The sequence below is a fragment of the Sphingopyxis sp. genome (genome assembly GCF_025869345.1).
GTDB lineage: Bacteria > Pseudomonadota > Alphaproteobacteria > Sphingomonadales > Sphingomonadaceae > Sphingopyxis.
On record NZ_JAOZVW010000161.1, the window covers coordinates 1 to 21,834 of the forward strand.

20 protein-coding genes are annotated in these 21,834 nt (G+C 66.3%); 13 read left to right on the forward strand and 7 right to left on the reverse strand.

Translation table 11 applies throughout. The features are described from left to right. Positions 1 to 158: 158 nt before the first annotated feature. From OJI97_RS18530 to OJI97_RS18555, 6 genes are all read left to right on the forward strand, one after another. Positions 159 to 833 (forward strand): cytochrome c family protein, encoded by a 675-nt coding sequence (locus tag OJI97_RS18530; RefSeq protein ID WP_297665966.1) that lies wholly within the window; start codon positions 159 to 161, stop codon positions 831 to 833. Further along, the gene (locus tag OJI97_RS18535; RefSeq protein WP_297665967.1) at positions 833 to 1,270 is read left to right on the forward strand and encodes a c-type cytochrome; all 438 of its coding nucleotides are present in this window, start codon (positions 833 to 835) and stop codon (positions 1,268 to 1,270) included. The genes OJI97_RS18530 and OJI97_RS18535 overlap by 1 nt, the downstream gene beginning before the upstream one ends. Before the next feature lie 416 nt (positions 1,271 to 1,686). Continuing rightward, positions 1,687 to 3,858 (forward strand): TonB-dependent receptor, encoded by a 2,172-nt coding sequence (locus OJI97_RS18540; RefSeq protein ID WP_297665968.1) that lies wholly within the window; start codon positions 1,687 to 1,689, stop codon positions 3,856 to 3,858. Positions 3,859 to 3,860: 2 nt separating this feature from the next. Beyond that, the gene (locus OJI97_RS18545) at positions 3,861 to 5,210 is read left to right on the forward strand and encodes an MFS transporter (RefSeq protein ID WP_297665970.1); all 1,350 of its coding nucleotides are present in this window, start codon (positions 3,861 to 3,863) and stop codon (positions 5,208 to 5,210) included. Further along, positions 5,207 to 5,923, forward strand: coding sequence for an SDR family oxidoreductase (locus OJI97_RS18550; protein WP_297665972.1), 717 nt, complete (start codon positions 5,207 to 5,209; stop codon positions 5,921 to 5,923). Before OJI97_RS18545 ends, OJI97_RS18550 begins: the two co-directional genes overlap by 4 nt. 21 nt (positions 5,924 to 5,944) lie before the next feature. Beyond that, positions 5,945 to 6,706, forward strand: coding sequence for an SDR family oxidoreductase (locus OJI97_RS18555; RefSeq protein WP_297665974.1), 762 nt, complete (start codon positions 5,945 to 5,947; stop codon positions 6,704 to 6,706). Positions 6,707 to 6,741: 35 nt separating this feature from the next. Here the strand turns inward: OJI97_RS18555 and OJI97_RS18560 are convergent, their stop codons facing one another. The 3 genes from OJI97_RS18560 to OJI97_RS18570 all read right to left on the reverse strand — a co-directional run bounded on the left by OJI97_RS18560 (position 6,742) and on the right by OJI97_RS18570 (position 9,308). Continuing rightward, positions 6,742 to 7,614 carry an LOG family protein gene (locus OJI97_RS18560; protein ID WP_297665975.1) on the reverse strand — a complete coding sequence of 291 codons (873 nt, stop codon included), beginning with the start codon at positions 7,612 to 7,614 and terminating at the stop codon, positions 6,742 to 6,744. Between the two features lie 47 nt (positions 7,615 to 7,661). After that, the gene (locus OJI97_RS18565) at positions 7,662 to 8,522 is read right to left on the reverse strand and encodes a cupin-like domain-containing protein (RefSeq protein ID WP_297665976.1); all 861 of its coding nucleotides are present in this window, start codon (positions 8,520 to 8,522) and stop codon (positions 7,662 to 7,664) included. A gap of 78 nt (positions 8,523 to 8,600) precedes the next feature. Next, positions 8,601 to 9,308 (reverse strand): extensin family protein, encoded by a 708-nt coding sequence (locus OJI97_RS18570; protein WP_297665977.1) that lies wholly within the window; start codon positions 9,306 to 9,308, stop codon positions 8,601 to 8,603. Positions 9,309 to 9,478: 170 nt separating this feature from the next. Here OJI97_RS18570 and OJI97_RS18575 point away from each other — a divergent pair, with 170 nt between their 5' ends. The 3 genes from OJI97_RS18575 to OJI97_RS18585 all read left to right on the forward strand — a co-directional run bounded on the left by OJI97_RS18575 (position 9,479) and on the right by OJI97_RS18585 (position 13,584). After that, positions 9,479 to 10,603, forward strand: coding sequence for a phosphoserine transaminase (locus tag OJI97_RS18575; protein ID WP_297665978.1), 1,125 nt, complete (start codon positions 9,479 to 9,481; stop codon positions 10,601 to 10,603). A 108-nt stretch (positions 10,604 to 10,711) separates the two neighbouring features. Further along, a complete protein-coding gene (gene serA / locus OJI97_RS18580) occupies positions 10,712 to 12,298 on the forward strand; it encodes a phosphoglycerate dehydrogenase (RefSeq protein ID WP_297665980.1) in 1,587 nt (528 codons plus the stop codon). Positions 12,299 to 12,468: 170 nt separating this feature from the next. Then, entirely contained in the window at positions 12,469 to 13,584 is a 1,116-nt protein-coding gene (locus OJI97_RS18585) for an ATP phosphoribosyltransferase regulatory subunit (protein WP_297665982.1), read from the forward strand. 59 nt (positions 13,585 to 13,643) lie between these two features. Here the strand turns inward: OJI97_RS18585 and OJI97_RS18590 are convergent, their stop codons facing one another. Continuing rightward, a complete protein-coding gene (locus OJI97_RS18590) occupies positions 13,644 to 14,153 on the reverse strand; it encodes a DOPA 4,5-dioxygenase family protein (RefSeq protein ID WP_297665984.1) in 510 nt (169 codons plus the stop codon). Between the two features lie 85 nt (positions 14,154 to 14,238). Here OJI97_RS18590 and OJI97_RS18595 point away from each other — a divergent pair, with 85 nt between their 5' ends. Beyond that, positions 14,239 to 15,528, forward strand: coding sequence for an adenylosuccinate synthase (locus tag OJI97_RS18595; protein ID WP_297665985.1), 1,290 nt, complete (start codon positions 14,239 to 14,241; stop codon positions 15,526 to 15,528). Here OJI97_RS18595 and OJI97_RS18600 read toward each other — a convergent pair. Beyond that, positions 15,518 to 16,411, reverse strand: coding sequence for a haloalkane dehalogenase (locus tag OJI97_RS18600; protein WP_297665986.1), 894 nt, complete (start codon positions 16,409 to 16,411; stop codon positions 15,518 to 15,520). The two genes, OJI97_RS18595 and OJI97_RS18600, sit on opposite strands and share 11 nt — an antisense overlap. Positions 16,412 to 16,551: 140 nt before the next feature. Here OJI97_RS18600 and OJI97_RS18605 point away from each other — a divergent pair, with 140 nt between their 5' ends. After that, positions 16,552 to 17,142 carry an NADPH-dependent FMN reductase gene (locus tag OJI97_RS18605; RefSeq protein WP_297665988.1) on the forward strand — a complete coding sequence of 197 codons (591 nt, stop codon included), beginning with the start codon at positions 16,552 to 16,554 and terminating at the stop codon, positions 17,140 to 17,142. On the opposite strand, the gene OJI97_RS18610 is transcribed toward OJI97_RS18605, so the two are convergent. Both OJI97_RS18610 and OJI97_RS18615 read right to left on the reverse strand, forming a co-directional pair. Next, positions 17,136 to 17,624: a DUF2721 domain-containing protein gene (locus tag OJI97_RS18610; RefSeq protein WP_297665990.1), complete on the reverse strand. Its 489-nt coding sequence runs from the start codon at positions 17,622 to 17,624 to the stop codon at positions 17,136 to 17,138. The two genes, OJI97_RS18605 and OJI97_RS18610, sit on opposite strands and share 7 nt — an antisense overlap. Next, positions 17,624 to 18,844: an LL-diaminopimelate aminotransferase gene (locus OJI97_RS18615; RefSeq protein WP_297665992.1), complete on the reverse strand. Its 1,221-nt coding sequence runs from the start codon at positions 18,842 to 18,844 to the stop codon at positions 17,624 to 17,626. The genes OJI97_RS18610 and OJI97_RS18615 overlap by 1 nt, the downstream gene beginning before the upstream one ends. A 114-nt stretch (positions 18,845 to 18,958) precedes the next feature. On the opposite strand from OJI97_RS18615, the gene OJI97_RS18620 reads away from it, so the two are divergent. Both OJI97_RS18620 and OJI97_RS18625 read left to right on the forward strand, forming a co-directional pair. After that, positions 18,959 to 20,752, forward strand: a complete 1,794-nt coding sequence (locus OJI97_RS18620; protein ID WP_297665993.1) for an alpha/beta fold hydrolase — start codon at positions 18,959 to 18,961, stop codon at positions 20,750 to 20,752. Positions 20,753 to 20,875: 123 nt separating this feature from the next. After that, the gene (locus tag OJI97_RS18625) at positions 20,876 to 21,604 is read left to right on the forward strand and encodes a phasin family protein (protein ID WP_297665995.1); all 729 of its coding nucleotides are present in this window, start codon (positions 20,876 to 20,878) and stop codon (positions 21,602 to 21,604) included. Positions 21,605 to 21,834 lie beyond the last annotated feature (230 nt).

Sequence of the window (21,834 nt, forward strand, 5' to 3'; positions counted from 1 at the left end):
AGTCCGGGGTGACGGGGAAAGCAAAATCATGCTCGGCTTTTCGCGCTCCCTCGCCGCCGCGCATTTCATCCCCTTGCGCCGCGCTCCCGGCCCCAGTAAGGGAGCGTCCAAATCATAGACGCGCCCATGGGCGGGCGTTAGCGAACGGGGCTGCAAGCATGGACAATCGCAACAACACTATTGCCGGCTGGGTGCTGTTCGCCGGCATCTGCGCGCTGGGCCTGACCATCGGTTCGGGCATGTTGTTCGCCAGCCATAATCCCGAAAAGCCGGGCTTTCCGATCGAGGATGCCGAGGGCGGCGCCGGCGGCGGCGCGGCGGCCGTTCCGCTTCCCAACCTGCTCGCCGCGGCCGACGCCGCGAAGGGCGAAGCGGTGTTCGCGAAATGCGCCGCGTGCCACACGATCAACCAGGGCGGCGCCAACGGCATCGGCCCCAACCTCTATGGCACGCTCGGCGAAGCGATCGGCCAGGGCAAGGGCGGGTTCGCCTTCTCCGACGCGCTCAAGAATGTCGGCGGCAACTGGGACTTCGACAAGATGGACCATTGGCTGACCAGCCCGCGCAAGTTCGCGGCCGGCACCAAAATGTCGTTCGCGGGCCTGTCGAGCCCCGAAGACCGCGCCAATTTGATCGTCTATTTGAACGCGCAGGGTTCGAACCTGCCGCTGCCGAAGCCCGAAGCGGCGCCCGCGGGCGATGCCGCCGCCGCACCGGCCGAAGGCGACAAGGCCGCTGCCCCGGCTGCCGAAGGTGCGGATAAAGCCGCGGCCGCCGCTCCGGCAGCCGAAGGCGCTGCCGCGGCTCCTGCACCGGCCGAAGCCAAGAAATAATGCGCCGCGCGCCCGTCCTGCTGGCGGGCGCGCTGATGCTTGCTGGCTGCGGCAAGGCCGAACCGCCACCCGACGCCACGGCGGCCACCGATAGCGCGCCGGCGTCCGAACCGGCGCCGGCGATCGAACCGACCGCTGCGATGGGCGAGCAAATTTTCAAACGCTGCATGGCGTGTCACACGATCGACAAGGGCGGATCGAACGGCATCGGCCCGAACCTTCACGGCGTCGTCGGCCGCGCGGTCGCCAGCCACGAAGGCTTTTCCTATTCGGGGGCGATGAAGGCCAAGGGCGGCGCCTGGGACGAAGCTACGCTCGATCATTTCCTGACCGCGCCGATGAAGGCGCTTCCCGGCACCCGCATGGCGTTTGCCGGTATCGCCGACGCCGCGGATCGCAAGGCGCTGATCCTCTATCTGAAAGCGCAGTCGGAATAGACCTCGCCTGGCACGGGGTATCGAGGCGTGACGAGTTGCCCGCCCAAACCCGAATCGGCCTAGCCTCTTTGCATCGGGTCCGGCCTGGACGGACCTCGGCTGCGCCCGGCACGAGCGGGCCATCGAGCGACGGGATCGATTGAGCGACCTCCGCTCCCGAAACGCTACCCGAACGCCTTGCGACCTTCCTACTCCCTTTGTCGGGGAGCCCCATGAAGCATGGCCGATGATGCTCGACAAAAAATAAACGATATATTTCAGTGTATTGAAAAATTTCGCCCGCTGCATTGACAAAATTCAAAATACTTCGAATACTAACTATTATTGGCAATGGGCCCTTCGAGCACAGGGCATACAGGGGAGTTGATATGTTGCGAAAAGGCGTTTCGACGTTTGCGATTGCAAGCACCATGCTGATGTCGGCGGGTGTCGCGCAGGCCCAGCAATCGGCGGCCACGGATGCCAGCGCCCAGGCCGCCGAAGCAGGCGCGCAAGATCGGGACGGGGACATCGTCGTCACCGCGATGCGTCGCGAATCCTCGCTTCAGGATGTCCCGGCATCCATCTCCGCCCTGTCATCCACCCAGCTCGAAAAATCGGGGATCAGCGACAGCGGCGGCCTGCAATATCAGGTTCCGGGGCTGATGATCGCCAAGGATTCGGGCCAGCAGGCGCAGATCTATATCCGCGGCGTCGGCAACAACCTTCAGGGCATCTCGGCCGGCAACAGCGTCGCGACCTATGTCGATGGCGTCTATGTTCCGAACAGCATCCAGGTGTTTCAGGAGTTCAACGACGTCGAGCGCGTCGAGGTGCTCAAGGGGCCGCAGGCGACGCTTTACGGCCGCAACGCGACCGGCGGTGCGATCAACATCATTTCCACCGACCCCAGCTTCACGCCGAGCGGCAAGGCCGACGTCTCGTTCGGCAATTACAGCGCCCTCACCGCGCGCGCGTCGATCAACGCACCGTTGGTCGAAGACACGCTCGCGCTGCGCGTCTCGGTCCAGTCGGCCTATCACAAGGGCTATAACGAGAATATCTATCTGGGCCAGCGGATGCAGGGCCAAAGCTCGACCGGCGTCCGCGCGGCGCTGCGCTGGAAGCTGTCGCCCGATTTCGAGGCGATCCTGCGCGCCGACTACAGCAATTCGAACAACACCGACTATCTGAAGATCCGCAATCCCAAATCCTGGTGGTATCTGATCTCGCCGGTCGACCAATATGTCGACGATCCCCGCAAGGTGATGGGCGACATCGGCGCGGCGCAACCGATCGAGAACGACGGTCAGTCGCTCCACCTGCGCTGGGACACCGGGATCGGCACGGTCAAATCGGTGACGAGCCGCCGCCATTTCGATTCGGGTCCGACCTTCCTCGATCTCGACCAGGTCGCGCTGCCGCCCGGCATCGTCAACGGCAAGCCCTATCAGGGCTCCTATCTCGGCGATATCACCACCTCGACCTCCTATTATCACGAAACCTATCTCGCGACCGACCCGTCGAAGCCGCTTCACGCCATCGTGGGGTTCAACTATTTCCATGAAAACGCCCGCGAATTTCAGTATCAATATGCGGGCGGCCTTTCGTCCTACGACCGCTACGGCAAGACCGACGCCTATTCGGTGTTCGTCGATGCCAGCCTGGACGTGACGCCGCAGTTCACGATCAGCGCGGGCCTGCGCTATTCGGACGAAAAGCGCGATTATCGCCAGCTTCGCATCATTCCGTCGGTGCCGTGGGTCAGCAACAAGGCAAGCTGGGACAGCTTCTCGCCGCGCGTCGGGGTCGAGTTCCGGCCGAGCGAGGACGTGCTCCTCTATGCCAACGCGACGAGCGGCTTCAAAAGCGGCGGGTTCAACCTCCAGAACCCGCTCAACCCCTTCAAGCCGGAGAGCATATGGTCCTATGAAGGCGGCATCAAGGCCAGCCTGTTCGACCGCAAGCTGCGCACCAGCCTGTCGGGCTTCTATTACAGCTACAAGGACATTCAGGTCTCGCAGACGCTCGCCAATCTTCAGCGCGTCGTGACCAACGCCGGGACGGCGAAGATCTGGGGCCTCGATGCCGAGGGCAATTGGGCGGTGACGCCGAACCTGCGGCTAACCTTCGGCCTGTCGCTGCTCCACAGCGAATATGGGTCGGCGATCCTGTGCGATTCGGTCATCGGCCCCTGCAATTCACCCAACGCGCCCGCGCTCGTCGACGTAAAGGGCAACCGCCTGCCGCGCGCACCGGGGACGACGGGCAGCATCGCCGCCGATTACACGATCCCCAGCGAGGTCGCGGGCGGCGAAGTGTCGCTGCACGTCGATGCCGCCTATCGCTCGCGCACCTATTGGACGCCGTTCGAATACAAGACGCATTCGGTCGACCCGCAATGGATGACCAACGCCCAGATCCGTTACGATCGCGGTAGCTGGTATGTCGCGGGCTATGTCCAGAACATCTTCGATGTCCTCTATGTCACCAACGGCATCGGGTCGGGCAAGCTGTCGACCCCGAACGGGCTGGTGGGCGAGCCCGCCGTGTTCGACCGCTACGCCGCGCCGCGAACCTATGGGGTGCGGATCGGCTTCAGCTACTAGGCATGGACGCGAGCCCTTCCGAGCTCCGCGCCGCTCCCGCGACCGGGGAGGAATACCCCTCCTCCCCGGTTGCGTGGAGCGCCGTCGCCGTCCTCTTCATCCTGGGCGCGGTTGCCTTTCTCGACCGCCAGATCATCTCGCTGATGGTCGACGACATCCGCCGCGACCTGGCGATTTCGGATTTCCAGATCAGCCTGCTCCAGGGCTTCGCCTTCGCGCTCTGCTATGCCGTGATGGGCATTCCGCTCGGCTGGCTGGTCGACCGCTTCCCGCGCCGCCAGATCATCTGCGTCGGGGTGATCGCCTGGGGAATTGCCGCCGCGGCGTGCGGCCTCGCGCGTAATTTCTGGCACCTCCTGCTCGCGCGCTTCGGCGTCGGGCTCGGCGAAGCAGCGCTCGCGCCGTCGGCCTATTCGATGCTAAGCGACCTCTTCCCGCGCGAAAAGCTCACCACCGCCATGTCGGTCTTCGCGATCGGCTCGATCGTCGGGCAAGCCATCGCCTTCGCGATCGGCGGGCTGGTGATCGGCATGGCGCTGACCGCCGACGGCGGCCTTGCGCTGCCGCTGGTCGGCGAAGTGCGGCCGTGGCAGTTCGTCTTCATCGTCACCGGGCTTCCCGGCATCGCCTTCGCCTTGCTCGTCTTCCTGTTTCCCGAGCCGGTGCGGCGCGGTCTGCGGGGCGGCGGCAAGGCCGGTTTCGGCGAGGCGTTTCGCTTCATCGCCGAGCGCGGCCGCTTCTTCACCTGCCATTTCCTCGGCTATGGCGCGGTCGCCGCAATCGCCTATGGCACGATCGCCTGGGTGCCCGCGCATCTGATGCGCGGTTTCGGCTGGTCGGTGACGCAGACCGGCTTCACCATGGCGGCACTGACCGCTCTTGCCGGCTCGTCGGGGCTGCTCGGCATGGGGATGTTCGTCGACCGGCAGATGGCGCGCGGGGTGCGCGACGCACATTTCCGCTTCGCCGTGTGGTTGTCGCTGACCATCGCGCTGTGCGGCGCGATCGGCTTTTCCTCGTCCAGCATCGTCCTTTTCTTCCTCTTCTATACGGTGCTCAAGCTGCTCGCGCCGATCGGCGGCATGGCGTCGGCATCGATCCAGATCGTTACGCCCAACGAACTCCGCGGCACGGTGTCGGCGATCTATCTGTTCGTCGTCACCCTGCTCGGCGCGGGAACCGGCCCGACCGTCGTCGCGACCTGCACCGAGTTGATCTTCCATGACCCCGCGAAGGTGGGGCTGGCGATGGCGCTGACCTGCGTTGTATTGGGCTTGTTCGCGGCGGCCTGCTTCGCGCTCGGCCGCCGCCAGATGCGCGAGGCGGTGGAGATGGCAGAGGTCTGGGCATGAGCGGAACACCTGGCTTTGCCGCCTTCGCGTCGCAGCGGTTTCTCGTCGTCGGGGGAAGTTCGGGAATCGGCCTCGCCACCGCCCGGCTTGCCGCTACCCATGGCGCGAAGGTCAGTGTTGCGGGCCGAAACCCGGACCGCGCCGCAGAAGCCGCCGCAAGCATCGGTGCGGACACGGAATATGCCGCCTTCGACATGATCGACGAAGCGGCGGTCGAGGTCTTCTTTGCCGAGCGATCCCCCTTCGACCATATCGTCGTCACCGCCGCGGCGATCCGTTCCGCCCCCGTGCGCGAATTGCCGCTCGACACGGCGCGGGCGACCTTCGCTTCCAAATTCTGGGGGCCTTATATAGTCGCCCGGTTCGCGCGGCTGACCGATGCGGGTTCGCTGACGCTCGTGTCGGGAGCCGCGGCGCGGCGCCCGCGCGCGGGCCGGGCGCCGGTGGCGGCCGCGAGTGCCGCGATCGAGGCGCTCACCCGCGTCCTCGCGGCCGAATTCGCGCCCGTGCGGGTCAATTGCGTCGCGCCCGGACTGGTCGACACTCCGATGCTGCGCGCAGCACGCGGCGCGAATGCGCCCGCCCCCCAGGTGCCGATGGCACGCGCCGCCCGGCCCGAGGAAATCGCGTTCCAGATACTGGCTTGCGCCGCCAATCCCTACATGACGGGATCGATCGTCGACGTCGATGGCGGCCTGGCGACCACGGGCTAATTGCAGCAAGGGGAACGCGCGATGCCGTTCAAGGGCAAGGTGGCACTCGTGACGGGGGCGGCATCGGGTATCGGCCGGGCCACGGCGCTCGCTTTCGCCGAAGCCGGCGCCCGCGTCGCGCTTCTGGATGTCGATCGTTCGGGGCTCGAGATGGTTGCCCGGACCATAGGGACGCAAGGCGGCGAGTGTCTGGAATGCGCCTGCGACCTGACGGACGTTGCGGCCGTCCAGGCGGTCGCCGATGCCATCGGCCGGCGCTGGTCGCGCCTCGATTGCGCGGTGAATGCCGCGGGAGTCGAAGGGAAGACCTGCGACCTCCTCGACGAAGACGGCGCGCTTTACGACCATGTCATGGACATCAACCTGCGCAGCATGTGGCATTGCATGAAGATCCAGATTTCGGCGATGCTCGAAAATTCCGAGGGCGGCAGCATCGTCAACCTGTCTTCAGGCGCCGGGCTGGTCGGCTCCAGACGATCGGCCATCTATAGCATGTCCAAACATGCGGTGATCGGCCTGACCCGCAGCGCCGCCTTGCAATATGCAAAGCGGGGGGTGCGTATCAACGCGGTATGCCCGGCAGGCGTGCAGACCCCGATGGCGGAGCGCATCATCGCATCCTACGACGGGTCCGCCCCGTCCGGGGGAGGCGCGCTCTATCCATTGGGCCGATCGAGCACGCCCGAAGAAATCGCCTCGGGAATCCTATGGCTGAGTTCCCCGGGAGCGGCCTCGGCGGTCGGCACCGTGCTGACCATCGACGCCGGGTTCACCGCAGCCTGAGACAGGAACGCCGCCGATCCCCGGCGCACCGACCGTCAGTGATGCTCGCTGTTCGCGTAGAAAGCCTGGATGATCGCCCACGCCTCGTCGGCGGTCTCGACGAACTGGAACAGGTCGAGGTCGCGGGCGCTGACGACGCCTTCCTCGACCAGCGCGTCGAAATTGACGACATGGTTCCAGAATTTCTTGCCGAACAGCACGATCGGGATCGGCTTGATCTTGCCCGTCTGGATCAGCGTCAGCAGTTCGAACATCTCGTCGAAAGTGCCGAAACCGCCGGGAAAGACCGCGACCGCGCGGGCACGCAACAGGAAGTGCATCTTCCTCAAGGCGAAATAGTGGAACTGAAAGCTCAGCGACGGCGTCACATAGCGGTTCGGCGCCTGCTCGTGCGGCAGCACGATGTTGAGCCCGATCGACTCGCGTCCCTCGTCGGCGGCGCCGCGGTTCGCGGCCTCCATGATCGACGGCCCGCCGCCCGAACAGACCACGAAGTGGCGGCAGCCGTCCTCGTCGCACGGCACCTGGCTCGCGAGCCGCGCGAGCTGGCGCGCCTCGTCATAATATTTGGCCTTGGCCTTGAGGTGGCGGGCGATGTTGCGCTGGACGTCGTCGGTCGCCGCGGCTTCGAGCCCGTCGGCCGTCTCGGGCTCGGGAATGCGCGCCGAGCCATAGATGACCAGCGTCGATTCGATCTTCGCTTCGTCGAGCAGCAGTTCGGGCTTGAGCAGCTCGAGCTGAAAGCGCACCGGGCGCAAATCCTCGCGCAGCAGGAACTCATTGTCCTGAAAGGCGAGCTTGTAGGCCGGATCGGCGGTTTGCGGAGTGGTGGTCGCCTGCTGGGCGAACTGCGCGTCGTCTTTTGCTTTGTGAAAACGCGAACGGTGGGGTTGCTTGTCTTTTGCCATTAGCGAGCGGCTACTCGCTTCGCGCGGCTTTGCCAAGCCGGGGCCGGCTATCGCGGCGGAAACCTCGTCTCGATCCGCGCCAGCGCGCGCTGGGCATAGGATTTCAGGCGATTGTTCCGCGGGTAAAGGCGCGGCGCGGCCGGGCTCAGCCCGCGCGCGCGCAGCCGGCGGTTGAACCGGCAGGCGTCGGCATGGTGAAAACTCCATTCGCTGCGCCAGGTCAGCGACAGCGATACCGAAACCGCATCGTGCGTCTGCACCCAATGCGGCGCGAGTATGGGAACATAGATCGCCTCGCCCGGCGCGATGTCGATCGCCCGGCCGCGTGCCGCCCATTCCTCACGCCAGGGCAGGTTGCGCGGGCCCCCGGCGAAATATTGCTCGAAGAAGGGCTGGCCGATGATGTCGGGATCGGCGGTCGGGAACAGCGTCATCGTCTTCGAGCCGCGCGCCTGAAACAATATATTATATTCGGGGTCGAAATGCAGCGAGGTCACCGCGCGCGGCGAAGAGATGAAGATGAATCCCTCCAGCCGCATCATCGCGCCGGTACGCGATTTGACCAGCGGCTCGATCTCGCCCAGCACTTCGCGCATCAGCGCGGCATAGGCCGGATCCTGATCGATCGTCTTGAGCAGGACCCACGACCCGCATTGCTCGATCCGCGCGATCGTGTCCGCCACCGACAGGCCGTTGGCGGGCGTATCGGCGTTGGAAATGCCCAGCGGCAGGTCGACCGCCGCATTATGCTCCAGGCTTTCGGGACGCAGCCGGCCGGCGAGTTGCTGCAAGGCCCCGAGTTCGAGCAAGGGGTGGCCGGCGATCTGATGCGTCAGATGCGTCGGCACGCCTGGATAGGCCGCGCCGAAGGCCGCATGGGCCTCAGGGGAAAAGACAGGGTCCGCCATGCGCGCAGTCTATGCCACGCGCGTAAAGCAATGGTTAGGGGCAAAAGTCGCCAGCGAAGCTGCGCGGAAAATCGTCCGTCAACGGCAATAGCCGTTCCCGCTCATGTCGAGGTGGAAGTGATTGTAATGCGCGGCGTTATAATCGGGGCTCAGCACCGTGCCGAAGCGGCGGCACGCCGACTTGTGCAGCGCGCGCAGAAAGTCCTGCGACGCCTTGTCGCCCTTCCACCCGCCGTCGAGCATGATCCGCCGTCCGTCGGCGAGCACGAAGCCCGCGACGTCGATCGCGTTGGAGGAGGCGTGCTGCGACAGCCGGCCCGAGCGGCCGCCATAGATGTTGCGGCAGCTATAGGTGCCATAGGTTTCGATCTTCACGACCTCGGTCCCGAAATATTGGCGCGCGGCGGGCTTCACCGCATAGCGGGCCCAGGCCGCGAAGTTGCGCGCGAGCGGACAGGTCATCGGCCCCAGGTTCGTCACCGGCGTGCCGATGTCGAGCAGCTTCACCGAATCGATCGAACTGCACCCGCCGCCATGATCCTGGTTCGGTAGCGGGGTGAAACGCACCCCGGCCTGCTTGAGGTCGAAGGCGCATTGCTGCGCCTCGGCGCTGGTGAAGGACGGCGCTCCGGTGATCTGCGGACGCTGAGGCGTCGACGTCGTCGTGGCCGTCCGTTTTCCGCCGCTCTGTTTCATCACCTCGGGCGCACCGAAACAGGCGGTTAGCGCTAGCATCGCGGTCGCGGCGACCAGGATTCGGGCCTTGAGGAAAAGCGGAATCGGCATGGCGTCAAAATACCGACGATATCGTTAACAAGCCGTATACCTTTTTACGGCTCGTCGAAAATTTCGCGCGGCTTACGCATTTTGTTTGACAGTTGCGCCCCCTTCCCTAAACGCGGCGCCGGGCCACGCGGTCCCAACGCCGCGCGCGCTCTCTGCAAGGAGAGACTATGATGAGTGAAGTGCCGACGCCACAGGTGCGCCCGACGCGCCCCTATTTTTCTTCCGGTCCCTGCGCCAAGCCGCCGGTCTGGTCCCCCGAAAAACTGAACACCGAATCGCTGGGCCGCTCGCACCGCGCCAAGATCGGCAAGACGCGCCTCCAACATTGCATCGACCTGATGCGCGAGATGCTGCAGCTTCCCGACACGCACCGCATCGGCATCGTTCCAGGCTCCGACACCGGCGCCTTCGAGATGGCGATGTGGACGATGCTCGGCGCCCGCCCCGTCACGACGCTCGCTTGGGAGAGCTTCGGTGAGGGCTGGGTCACCGATGCGGCAAAGCAGCTCAAGCTCGATCCCACCGTCATTCGCGCCGATTACGGCCAGCTTCCCGACCTCAACCAAGTCGACTGGTCGAACGACGTGCTTTTCACCTGGAACGGCACCACCAGCGGCGTGCGCGTTCCGAACGGCGACTGGATCGCCGCCGACCGCGAAGGCCTCTCCTTCGCCGACGCGACCAGCGCGGTGTTCGCCTACGACCTGCCGTGGGACAAGATCGACGTCGCGACCTTCAGCTGGCAGAAAGTGCTCGGCGGCGAAGGCGGCCACGGCGTGCTGATCCTCGGCCCCCGCGCGGTCGAGCGGCTCGAAACCCACACCCCCGCCTGGCCGCTGCCGAAGGTGTTCCGCCTGATGTCGAAGGGCGCGCTCGCCGAGGGCGTGTTCAAGGGCGAGACGATCAACACCCCGTCGATGCTCGCGGTCGAGGACGCGATCTTCGCGCTCGAATGGGCGAAGTCGCTCGGCGGTCTCGACGGCCTCAAGGCACGCAGCGACGCCAACGCCGCGGCGCTCGACACGATCGTCGCCGAGCGCGACTGGCTCTCCCACCTCGCCGCCGATCCCGCCAGCCGCTCGAAGACCTCGGTCTGCCTGTCGGTTGCGGGCGCCGATGCGGATTTCATCAAGACATTCGCCGGGCTGCTCGAAAAGGAAGGCGCGGCCTACGACATCGCGGGGTATCGCGACGCACCTCCGGGCCTGCGCATCTGGTGCGGCGCGACCGTCGACACCGCCGACATCGAAGCGCTCGGGCCTTGGCTCGACTGGGCTTACGCCTCGCTGAAATAATGTCTGTGTGTCCCCGCGAAGGCGGGGACCCATCTCCTGCCATTTCATTCCGCAAGCATCGGGAGCTGGGCTCCCGCCTTCGCGGGAGCACACGGAAGGTTTAATTCCATGACCGCACCCAAAGTATTGATTTCCGACAAGATGGACCCGAAAGCCGCCGCGATCTTCAAGGAGCGCGGCATCCAGGTCGACGAAATCACCGGCAAGACCAAGGACGAGCTGATCGCCATCATCGGCGACTATGATGGCCTCGCGATCCGCTCGGCCACCAAGGTCACCCCCGACGTCCTCGCCGCCGCGACGAACCTGAAAGTCGTCGGACGCGCCGGGATCGGCGTCGATAACGTCGACATCCCCGAGGCGTCGAAGAAGGGCGTCATCGTGATGAACACGCCCTTCGGCAACAGCATCACCACCGCCGAACATGCGGTCGCGATGATGTTCGCGCTCGCGCGCCAGATTCCCGAGGCCAATGCGCTGACCCAGGCGGGCAAATGGCCGAAGAACGACTTCATGGGCGTCGAGCTCACGTCGAAGACGCTCGGCCTGATCGGCTGCGGCAATATCGGCAGCATCGTCGCCGAGCGCGCGCTGGGGCTGCGTATGAAGGTCGTCGCCTTCGACCCCTTCCTGACCCCCGAGCGCGCGGTCGAGCTCGGCGTCGAAAAGGCCGACCTCGACACGCTGCTGGCGAAGGCCGACTTCATCACGCTGCACACGCCGCTGACCGACCAGACCCGCAATATCCTGTCGAAGGAAAATCTCGCCAAGACCAAGAAGGGCGTGCGGATCATCAACTGCGCGCGCGGCGGGCTGATCGACGAGGCGGCGCTCAAGGACGCGCTCGACAACGGCCATGTCGCGGGCGCGGCGCTCGACGTGTTCCAGACCGAACCGCCCGCCGCCGACCATCCGCTGTTCAGCACGCCGAACTTCATCTGCACGCCCCATTTGGGCGCCTCGACCGACGAGGCGCAGGTCAACGTCGCGATCCAGGTGGCCGAGCAGATTTCGGACTATCTGCTCACCGGCGGCATCACCAACGCGCTCAACGTCCCCAGCCTGTCGGCCGAGGAAGCGCCAAAGCTGCGCCCCTATATGAGCCTCGCCGAAAAGCTCGGCAGCCTCGTCGGCCAGCTCGCGCACGACAACCTCACCACCATCTCGGTCGAGGTCGAGGGTGCGGCCGCCGAACTCAACCTCAAGCCGATCACCGCCGCGGTGCTCACCGGCCTGATGCGCCGCTATTCGGACAGCGTGAACATGGTCAACGCCCCGCACCTCGCGCGCGAAAGGGGCCTCGACGTGCGCGAGGTTCGCCACGACCGCGACGGCGACTATCACACGCTCGTCCGCGTCACCGTGGCGACCAGCGATGGCGACCGCTCAGTCGCGGGCACGCTGTTCAGCAACGGCGACCCGCGCCTCGTCGAGATGTTCGGGATCAAGGTCGAGGCCGATCTCGACGGCCACATGCTCTACATCGTCAACGAAGATGCGCCGGGCTTCATCGGCCGTATCGGCACCGCGCTCGGCGAAGCGGGGCTCAACATCGGCACCTTCCACCTCGGCCGCCGCGCCGCAGGCGGCGAAGCGGTGCTGCTGCTCAGCCTCGACTCGGCGATGCCCGAGCCCTTGCTGTGGCAGCTCTGCCAGCTCCCCGGCGTGAAGACGGTGAAGGGGCTGACGTTCTGATCCCATAATACGCCCTCCCCTTCAGGGGAGGGCAGCGAGCCCCGGACTTGATCCGGGGCGCAGCGGGTGGGGTCCATCGACCTTGCGCAAGACCGAGAAACCCCACCCCAACCCCTCCCCTGAAGGGGAGGGGCTTTCACTAGCGATCATCCCCGCGTAGGAGAGCCCCCATGACCAAGGCCCCTGCCCTGCTGCCCGAAGGCCTCCGCGACCGTCTGCCCGCGCAGGCCGAGGCCGCGTCGCGCGTCACCCGCGCGCTTGTCGACGCGATGCGCGCGCACGGCTATGGCCGCGTCTCCCCGCCGCTCGCCGAGTTTCGCGAGACGCTCGGCGGCGATGACGACCGCACCGCGCGCGACCTGCTCCGCTTCACCGACCCGGTGTCGCAGCGCACGCTCGCGCTCCGCCCCGACATCACCCGGCAGGTCGGCCGCATCGCCACCTCGCTGCTCAAGAGCGCGCCGCGCCCGCTGCGCCTCTGCTACGCCGGGCAGGTCGTGAAGCTGCGCGCCAACCAGCTTCGCCCGGCGCGCGAGATGCTGCAGGTCGGCGCCGAGCTGATCGGCAGCGACAGCGTTGCCGCGGCGCGCGAGATCGTCACCGTCGCGATCGACGCCCTGGAGGCGGCCGGCATCGGCCCCGTCACCATCGATTTCACCCTGCCCGACGTCGTCGATCTGCTCGCGGGCGGCCCGCTTCCGGTCGCGGCAAGTGTCGAGAGCCTGCGCGACGCGCTCGATGCCAAGGATGCCGGCGCGCTCGTCCGGCTCGGCGCCGAGGCCTGGCTGCCGCTGCTCCGCGCCACCGGCCCCTTCGACCAGGCGCTCGCCGACCTCCGCGCCTTTGATGCCGCGGGCGTTCTCGCGGCACGGATCGACGCGCTCGAAGCGATTGCTGCGCCCGCTCGCGGCCGCGCCAGCCTGACGCTCGACCCGACCGAGCGCCACGGGTTCGCCTATCAAAGCTGGTTCGGCTTCCAGATTTTCGTCCCCGGCCAGGGCGACGCGATCGGCCGCGGCGGCGGCTATGCGATCCCGGTCGGCGAGACCGAGGAAGAGCCCGCGGTCGGCTTCTCGCTCTATCCCGACCCGCTCATCGACGAAGGGCTCGGCAGCGAGAATGGCGCCGAGCGCCGCATCTTCCTTCCCCTCGGCCACGATCCCGCCATCGCCGCGAGCCTGCGTGCCGACGGCTGGCAGACGGTCGCAGCGCTGTCCGGCGGCGACGAGGCGGCACGGCTGGGATGCGGTTTCGTGCTTGGGCCTGACGGGCCGGTAGAGGCCTGACGCTCCGTCCCGTGTTCCCCCGCGAAGGCGGGGGAACAGGATGGTTTATCCGCGCGCCCTTAGAAATCCGACACCCCGAACCGCGGGATTCCCTGATTGACGCCCGGCGGATCGAGCACGGTGACGTCGAGCTCAATCGGCGTGCCGATCCAGTGCGCAAGACTGGTATGATCGGCGAGATCGTCGTCGGTCAGCGGGTGAACGAGCGCGCGCAGCCCGGTCGCTTCGATGGCAGCCATAACGGCCGGTCGGTGCGCACCAAGGAAATGCACCTCATATTGCGCGATCGGATGCGGCCCGACCCCGCCGTCGGTCATCGCGCCGACGACCAGAATCGCGGGGTCACGGCCGAAATCATCGCGCAGCGCCGCCGCGGCGGGCCGTTCGGCGGAGTCGTAATAAATGTGGGCGTGATAAGGGGCGTCTGGATTGATCATCGCGCCCTTAAACCACGTCATTGCGAGCCCGGCAATGCCGGGCGCGGCAATCCAGAGTGGCGTAAACCGCTCTGGATTGCTTCGCTGCGCTCGCAATGACCGAAGAAAATGAGCGGCGCATCCCTGCACCACCGCCCTTGCCTCTCCGTCCAAATCCGCTAAGGCCGCGCCGGGCTTCCGCTCTGCGTTTTCGGGCCCGGTTCAGCAGGACAGCATCATGGCAAATGTCACCGTCATCGGGTCGCAATGGGGCGACGAGGGCAAGGGCAAGATCGTCGACTGGCTCGCCAGCCGCGCCGACGCGGTAGTCCGTTTCCAGGGCGGTCATAACGCCGGCCATACGCTCGTCGTCGGCGACCAGACCTACAAGCTATCGCTGCTTCCCTCGGGCATCGTCACCGGCACGCTGTCGATCATCGGCAACGGCGTCGTCCTCGACCCGTGGGCGCTCCGCGATGAGATTACAAAGCTGCGCGGCCAGGGGGTCGCCATCAATCCCGAGAATTTCGCCATCGCCGACAATTGTGCGCTGATCCTGCCCTTTCACCGCGACCTCGACGGCTTGCGCGAGACCGCGGCGGGCGCGGGCAAGATCGGCACCACCGGGCGCGGCATCGGCCCCGCCTATGAGGACAAGGTCGGCCGCCGCGCGATCCGCGTCTGCGACCTTGCGCATCTCGACAAGCTCGATCCGCAGATCGACCGCCTGACCGCGCACCACGACGCGCTGCGTGCCGGTTTCGGCGAGCCGCCGATCGACCGCGAGCGGCTCAAGGCCGACCTTGCCGAGATCGCCGACTACGTCCTCGAATATGCCCAGCCGGTGTGGAAGCGCCTCAAGAAGGTGCGCAAGGCCGGCGCGCGCATATTGTTCGAGGGCGCGCAGGGCGTGCTGCTCGACGTCGATCACGGCACCTATCCCTTCGTCACCAGTTCGAACACGGTCAGCGGCACCGCGGCGGCGGGGTCGGGGCTCGGCCCCTCGGCGGTCGGCTTCGTGCTCGGCATCGCCAAGGCCTATACGACGCGCGTCGGCAGCGGCCCCTTCCCGACCGAGCTCGAGGATGCGACCGGCCAGCAGCTCGGCGAACGCGGGCATGAGTTCGGCACCGTCACTGGCCGCAAGCGCCGCTGCGGCTGGTTCGACGCGGTGCTGGTGCGGCAGAGCTGCGCAGTATCGGGCGTCACCGGCATCGCGCTGACCAAATTGGACGTGCTCGACGGCTTCGACACCATCCGCATCTGCACCGGCTATCGCCTGCGCGGCAAGATCCTCGACTATTTCCCCAGCCACGCCGCCGATCAGGCCGAGGTCGAGCCGATCTATGAAGAGATGGACGGCTGGCACGAATCGACCGCGGGCGCGCGCAGCTATGCCGACCTGCCCGCGCAGGCGGTCAAATATATCCAGCGCGTCCAGGAACTGATCGAGACCCCGATCGCGCTCGTCTCGACCAGCCCCGAGCGCGAGGACACGATCCTGATCCGCGACCCCTTCAGCGATTGACGCCTGCGGCCGCCACATCGCGGATCGCCGCGACGAAGCCCGCGGGGTCGTCCTCCTGAATGAAATGGCCGCCGTGCAGGGTCCGGTGCGGCATGTCCGCCGTCCCCGGCACCCGGCCGAGGAACAGCGCATCGCCGCCGCGCGTGATCGGATCGCCGTCGGAAAAGCAGCAGAGGAACGGCTTGTCGAACCGCTCCAGCGCCGCCCAGGCGCGCTTCTGGTCGGGCACCGCGACATTGTCGCCTAGCGGCACGAACGACGGATAGATACGCGCCGCGACCTTCGACGCTTTCGTCGGGAAGGGCGTGTCATAGGCGGCGATTTCGGCGGCGCTCAATTCGCGCTTCGCCCCCGCCTTGACGATCCTGCCGATCGGAAAGACCGGGCTGTAGCGCGAGAAAGCGCGCCAGATCGCAAAGGCGCGCGGCGCGGGCTGGCCTTCGGGCAATCCGCCGTTCGCCAGCGCGACGCCGGCAAACCGCTCGGGCATCTCGGCGACGAGGCGCAGGCCGATCAGCGAGCCCCAGTCCTGACAGGCGAGGATCATGTTCCGAAGATCGAGCGCCTCGATCCACGCCCGCATCCACGCCACTTGTGCCGCATAGCTGTAATCCGACCGGTCGAGTGGCTTGTCCGAACGGCCGAAGCCGATGAGATCGGGTGCGACGACGCGAAAGCCCGCACCGACCGCGGGCCCGATCATGTGGCGATAGAGATAGGACCAGGTCGGCTCGCCGTGCAGCATCAGCACCGGCTGCGCATCGGCGGCGCCCTCGTCGACATAATGAACGCGAAGCCCGCCCGCGATCTCGGCATATTTCGGCGCATAAGGCCAGTCCGGCAGCCCCGCGAAACACGCGTCCGGCGTGCGATATATCCGCATATCGGTCCCCTCTCCCTCTTCCCGCAAGCAGCTTAACGAGCAGGCGGCGCTTGTCCATGCGCGGCAATGGGAAGCGGCAGACGGCGGAAAATCTACCAGGCCCCCTTTCGCCCATCGCCGCGTCGTGGCACGAGAGCGTCATGGCACGCTCCATCCTCGTCTTCTATGGCAGCTATCGCCGCGACCGGCAGGGTATCAAGCTCGCGCGCTGGATCGTCGAATCGCTCCGCGCGCGCGGCGATGCCGCCGAACTGATCGACGCGAAGGCCGTCGGCCTGCCGATCCTCGACCGGCGGCACAGCGACTATCCGCCGGGCGAAGCGCCCGCCGCCATGGCCGCGCTCGCCGCGACGATCGCCGCCACCGACGGCTTCGTCTTCACCGTCGGCGAATATAATGGCGGGCTGCAGCCGGGGCTCAAGAATCTGGTCGATCATTATCTGCCCGAATTCGCTTGGCGTCCCGCCGCCATCGCCTCCTATTCGGCCGGCCCCTTCGCGGGCGTGCGTTCGGCCACCGCGTGGCGGACGACGCTGGGCGCGATGGGAATGATCGTCACCTCGACCCCGCTCGGCCTCGCACGCATCGGCGGCGCCTTCGATGCCGAGGGCAAACCGGCGGGCGAGGACGGCGTGCGGCTGGAACGCGCCTTTCCGCGCTTCGCCGACGACCTCGGCTGGTGGATCGACGCCGCCGCGGCGCAGCGGGCCAGAGCCGCCCCGCCCTATTGACCGCTGCGTTTCCGTTCGCGCCGGCCCGCCGGCCCTAGCCCGAGCGCTTCCATCGGCACATGAACGACGCGAGTCGCGAGCCGCACCTCGACCAGGAAAAGGATCAGCGACGCGAGCAAAAGCAGCGTCGCGATCACGAATACCCAGGCGGCCGCGACATTGAGGTCGAGGCCGGTAAAGGCCTGCGTGAACAGCAAGGCAACGAGCAGGCAGACGACGATCCCGCACGCGACCGCCGCCGCGATCGAATTGTTGATGACGTCGATGCGGCGATCGACCACCCGCAATTCGGCGACGATGCGCTCATGCTCCAGCCCTTCGGCGCTTGCCCAGTGATCCAACAGCACGCGCGACCGGTCGACGACGCGCGCCAGCCGCCCGGTAAAGACGTTGAGCAGGCTCCCGGTCGCCACCAGCAGAAAGACCGGCGTGACCGAGAGCTGGATCGTCTGCGCGATGGCGCCGATCGCGGATGCCGCCATCAGCCCCCGCCGCCGGCCGCGACCGACGGCGTGTTGACGCCGTGCATCGCCAGGAATTTGCGCACGTTGCGCGCGGCCTGCCGGATGCGCTGCTCATTCTCGACCATCGCGATGCGGACATAGCCTTCGCCGTCCTCGCCATAGCCGACGCCCGGCGCGACCGCGACCTTGGCGTGGGTCAGCAGCTGCTTGGAAAACTCCAGGCTGCCCATCTCCTTGAGCGCGGGGGGCAGCGGCGCCCAGGCGAACATCGACGCGGGCGGGCTCGGAATCTCCCAGCCGGCGCGGCCGAAGCTCTCGACCATCACGTCGCGGCGCTTCTGATAGAGTTCGCGGTTCTTCGCGACGATGTCCTGCGGGCCGTTGAGCGCCGCGCAGGCCGCGGCCTGAATCGGGGTGAAGGCGCCGTAATCGAGGTAGGACTTCACCCGCGTCATCGCCGCGATCAGCCGTTTGTTGCCGACCGCGAAGCCCATGCGCCAGCCCGCCATCGAATAGGTCTTCGACATCGAGGTGAACTCGATCGCGACATCCTTCGCGCCCGGCACCTGCAGGATCGAAGGCGTCGGGTTGCCGTCGTAATAGAGCTCCGAATAAGCGAGGTCGCTGAGCACCCAGACCTTGTTCTCCTTCGCCCAGGCGACGAGCCGTTCGTAGAAGGCGAGGTCGACCGCCTCGGCGGTCGGGTTCGAAGGATAATTGACCACCAGGATCGACGGGCGCGGCACGGTGAAGGCCATCGCGCGGTCGAGCGCGCGCCAGTAATTTTCGTCGGGGGTCGTCGGCACGCTGCGGATCGTCGCCCCGGCGATGATGAAGCCGAAGGTGTGGATCGGATAGCTGGGGTTCGGCGCGAGCACGACGTCGCCGGGGCCGGTGATCGCGGTCGCGAGGCTGGCGAGCCCTTCTTTCGACCCCATCGTCACCACGACCTCGCTCTCGGGATCGAGGTCGACGTTGAAGCGGCGGCCGTAATAATTGGCCTGCGCGCGGCGAAGGCCGGGAATCCCCTTCGACTGCGAATAGCCGTGCGCGTCGGGCTTCATCGCCACTTCGCAGAGCTTCTCGATCACATGCGCGGGCGGCGGCAGGTCGGGGTTGCCCATCCCCAGGTCGATGATGTCCTCGCCCGCGGCGCGGGCGGCCGCACGCATCGCATTGACTTCGGCGATGACGTAGGGCGGCAGGCGCTTGATGCGATAGAATTCATCTTCGGACATGGGAAACTAGAACAACTCCTTTTCGTAATTGCAGGTTGACGCAAGCGGCAATCTCGCCAGCCGCATCGCGGCTTGTTATAGGCATTATATCCGCACTGACCAGCAGGAACGAGCATGAGCGACACGGGCAGCGACAAGGTTGGGGACGAGACGACCGAAACGCCGAATCCCTTCATGCCGTCGCCCGAAGACATGCAGCATTGGGCGAGCGTCATGGGCCGCGCGCAGCAGATGATGCTCGACTATGCGATGGCCCAGGCGAACCCCGGCAGCACCGCCGCCGCGAACCTGTTCGATCCCGCAAGCTGGCTGCAGAATCCGACGACGCAAGCGTGGGCCGAACAATCGGCGAAAATGTGGGAACAGGGCGCCGCCTTCTGGACCTCGCTGACCGCGCTGAAGCCGCCCTTCGCGGCGGCGGCCCCCGACGCCGATGCGCCGAAGGACAAGCGCTTCGCCGATCCCGACTGGACGCAGAACCCGGCCTTCGCGCTGATCCGCCAGACCTATGGCCTGCTCGCCGACCAGTTGCTGACCACGACCCGCACGATGGCCGGGCTCGACGAGCAGGCGCGCGCCAAGATGGAGTTCGCGGCGAAGAGCATGACCGAGGCGCTGTCGCCCACCAACCTCGCGATCACCAATCCCGAGGTCATCCGCCGCGCGGTGGAGACGCGCGGCGAGAGCCTGCTCAAGGGCCTGAAGCATATGCTGACCGACCTTGCGCGCGGCCAGCTCAGCCATGTCGACCCCGATGCGTTCGAGGTCGGGCGCAATATCGCGACGACGCCGGGCAAGGTGATCCACGAGACCGACCTCTACCAGCTCATTCAATATGCCCCGGCGACGAAGGACGTCTTCGCCGTTCCGCTTGTCATCTTCCCGCCGTGGATCAACCGCTTCTACATCCTCGACCTCAACCCCGCGAAGAGCTTCGTCGCCTGGGCGACCCAGCAGGGGCTGACGGTGTTCATGGTGTCGTGGAAGTCGGCCGACGCCTCGATGAGCGAAGTCGTCTGGGACGATTATATCGCGGCGCAGGTCGATGCGATCGACACGGTGCGCGACCTGCTGGACGTGCCGCATGTCCACACCATCGGCTATTGCGTTGCGGGCACCACCCTCGCCGCCACGCTCGCGATGCTCGCGGCGCAGGGCGAGGCCGACAAGGTCAAGTCGGCGACCTTCTTCACCGCGCAGGTCGATTTCGAGCTCGCGGGCGACCTCAAGATGTTCGTCGACGACCAGTATCTCGCGCTGCTCCAGCAGCTGTCCGCCGGCGGCTTCCTCGACGGCCGCTACATGGCCGCGACCTTCAACAGCCTGCGCGGGCGCGACCTCATCTGGAATTATGTCGTCGGCAATTATCTGCTCGGCAACGACTATCCGCCCTTCGACCTGCTCTACTGGAACGGCGACGTCACCAATCTGCCCGCCAGGTGGCACCGGCAATATCTGGTCGACCTCTACCGCGACAACCGCCTGGTCATCCCGAACAGCCTGTCGGTGATGGGCACCCCGATCGACCTCAAGAAGATCAGGACGCCCGCCTATATCCAGGCCGGGCGCGAGGATCATATCGCCCCGCTCGCCAGCGTCTGGCGGCTGATGGACCATCTGGCGGGGCCGAAGACCTTCCTGCTCGCAGGCTCGGGCCATATCGCGGGCGTGGTCAACCCGCCCGCCGCGGGCAAATATCAATATTGGACCGGCGACAATGGCGCGGCGACGCTCGACGAGTTCGTCGCGGGCGCGGCCGAAACCAAGGGAAGCTGGTGGCCGCACTGGATCGGCTGGATCGCCGAACAGGACGGCGCGAAAACGCCCGCCAAAGGCGCGCGCATCCCCGGCAAGGGCGCCAGGAAAGCGATCGAGGACGCCCCCGGCCGCTACGTCAAGCAACGGTAATATCGGGGCTTTATACCGCCTTCGGGCCGGCGCCCCGACTATTTTTGTGCACCGCACAATTTTTCTCTTGAAATTGCCTGCCCGCTCCTATATTGTGCAATGCAACATAAAGGAGTTGTCCGAATGGCTACCAAGATGGATAGTGCCGAAAAGGCTTTCGAAGCCGCGACGCTGGAAACCGCCGCCAAGCCGGTGGCCGCTCCCGTCGTGCCGGCCGCTGCCGCCCCCGCCGCAGCGCCCGTGAAGACCAAGACCGTCGCGGCGAAGGCCAAGCCGGTCCAAAAGAAAGCCGCAAAGCCGGCAGCGAAGAAGGTCGCTCCCAAGAAGGCGGCCGCAAAGACTAACGCCCCCAAGACCAAGGCCGCACCGAAGCCGGTTGCCGCCGCCGCCAAAGGATTCAAGACCATGAACGACACCGTCAAGAAGTTCGCCGAAGACGCCAAGACCCGCGCCGAAGCGCTGACCGCCGACTTCCAGGAGCGCTCGAAGGAAGCGCTCGCCAAGTCGAGCAAGCTTGCCGAGGAAGCCGTCGAATTCAACAAGGCGAACGTCGAAGCGTTCGTCGAAGCCGGCAAGATCGCCGCCAAGGGCATCGAAACCCTGGGCCAGGAAGGCGTCGCCTTCGCTCGCAAGAGCTTCGAGGACACGTCGGCCGCGCTGAAGGGCTACACCGCCGTCAAGTCGCCGACCGAATTTTTCAAGCTCTATGCCGAGAACAGCAAGAAGGCGTTCGACGCCGCTGTCGCGCAGACCTCGAAGACCAGCGAACTCGTCGTCAAGCTGACGAACGACAGCTTCGCGCCGATCTCGAACCGCGTGTCGGTCATCACTTCGAAGATGAAGGCAGCCTAAGGCTTTCCTCTTCCCGTTGGCGCGGGCCTTCCCCCCTCCTCTCCCCGTCCGCGCCGACATCCCAAGACCGCCCGCTTCCCCCCGGAAGCGGGCGGTTCTTGCTTTTTACCCTGATCGTCGCCCCCGCGAAGGCGGGGGCCGCTGGCAAGAGTGCGCCAGGTCGATAGCGGCCCCCGCCTTCGCGGGGGCGACGAAAAGGGGGGTAATGCATCCCCGCCCACTTGCGATTA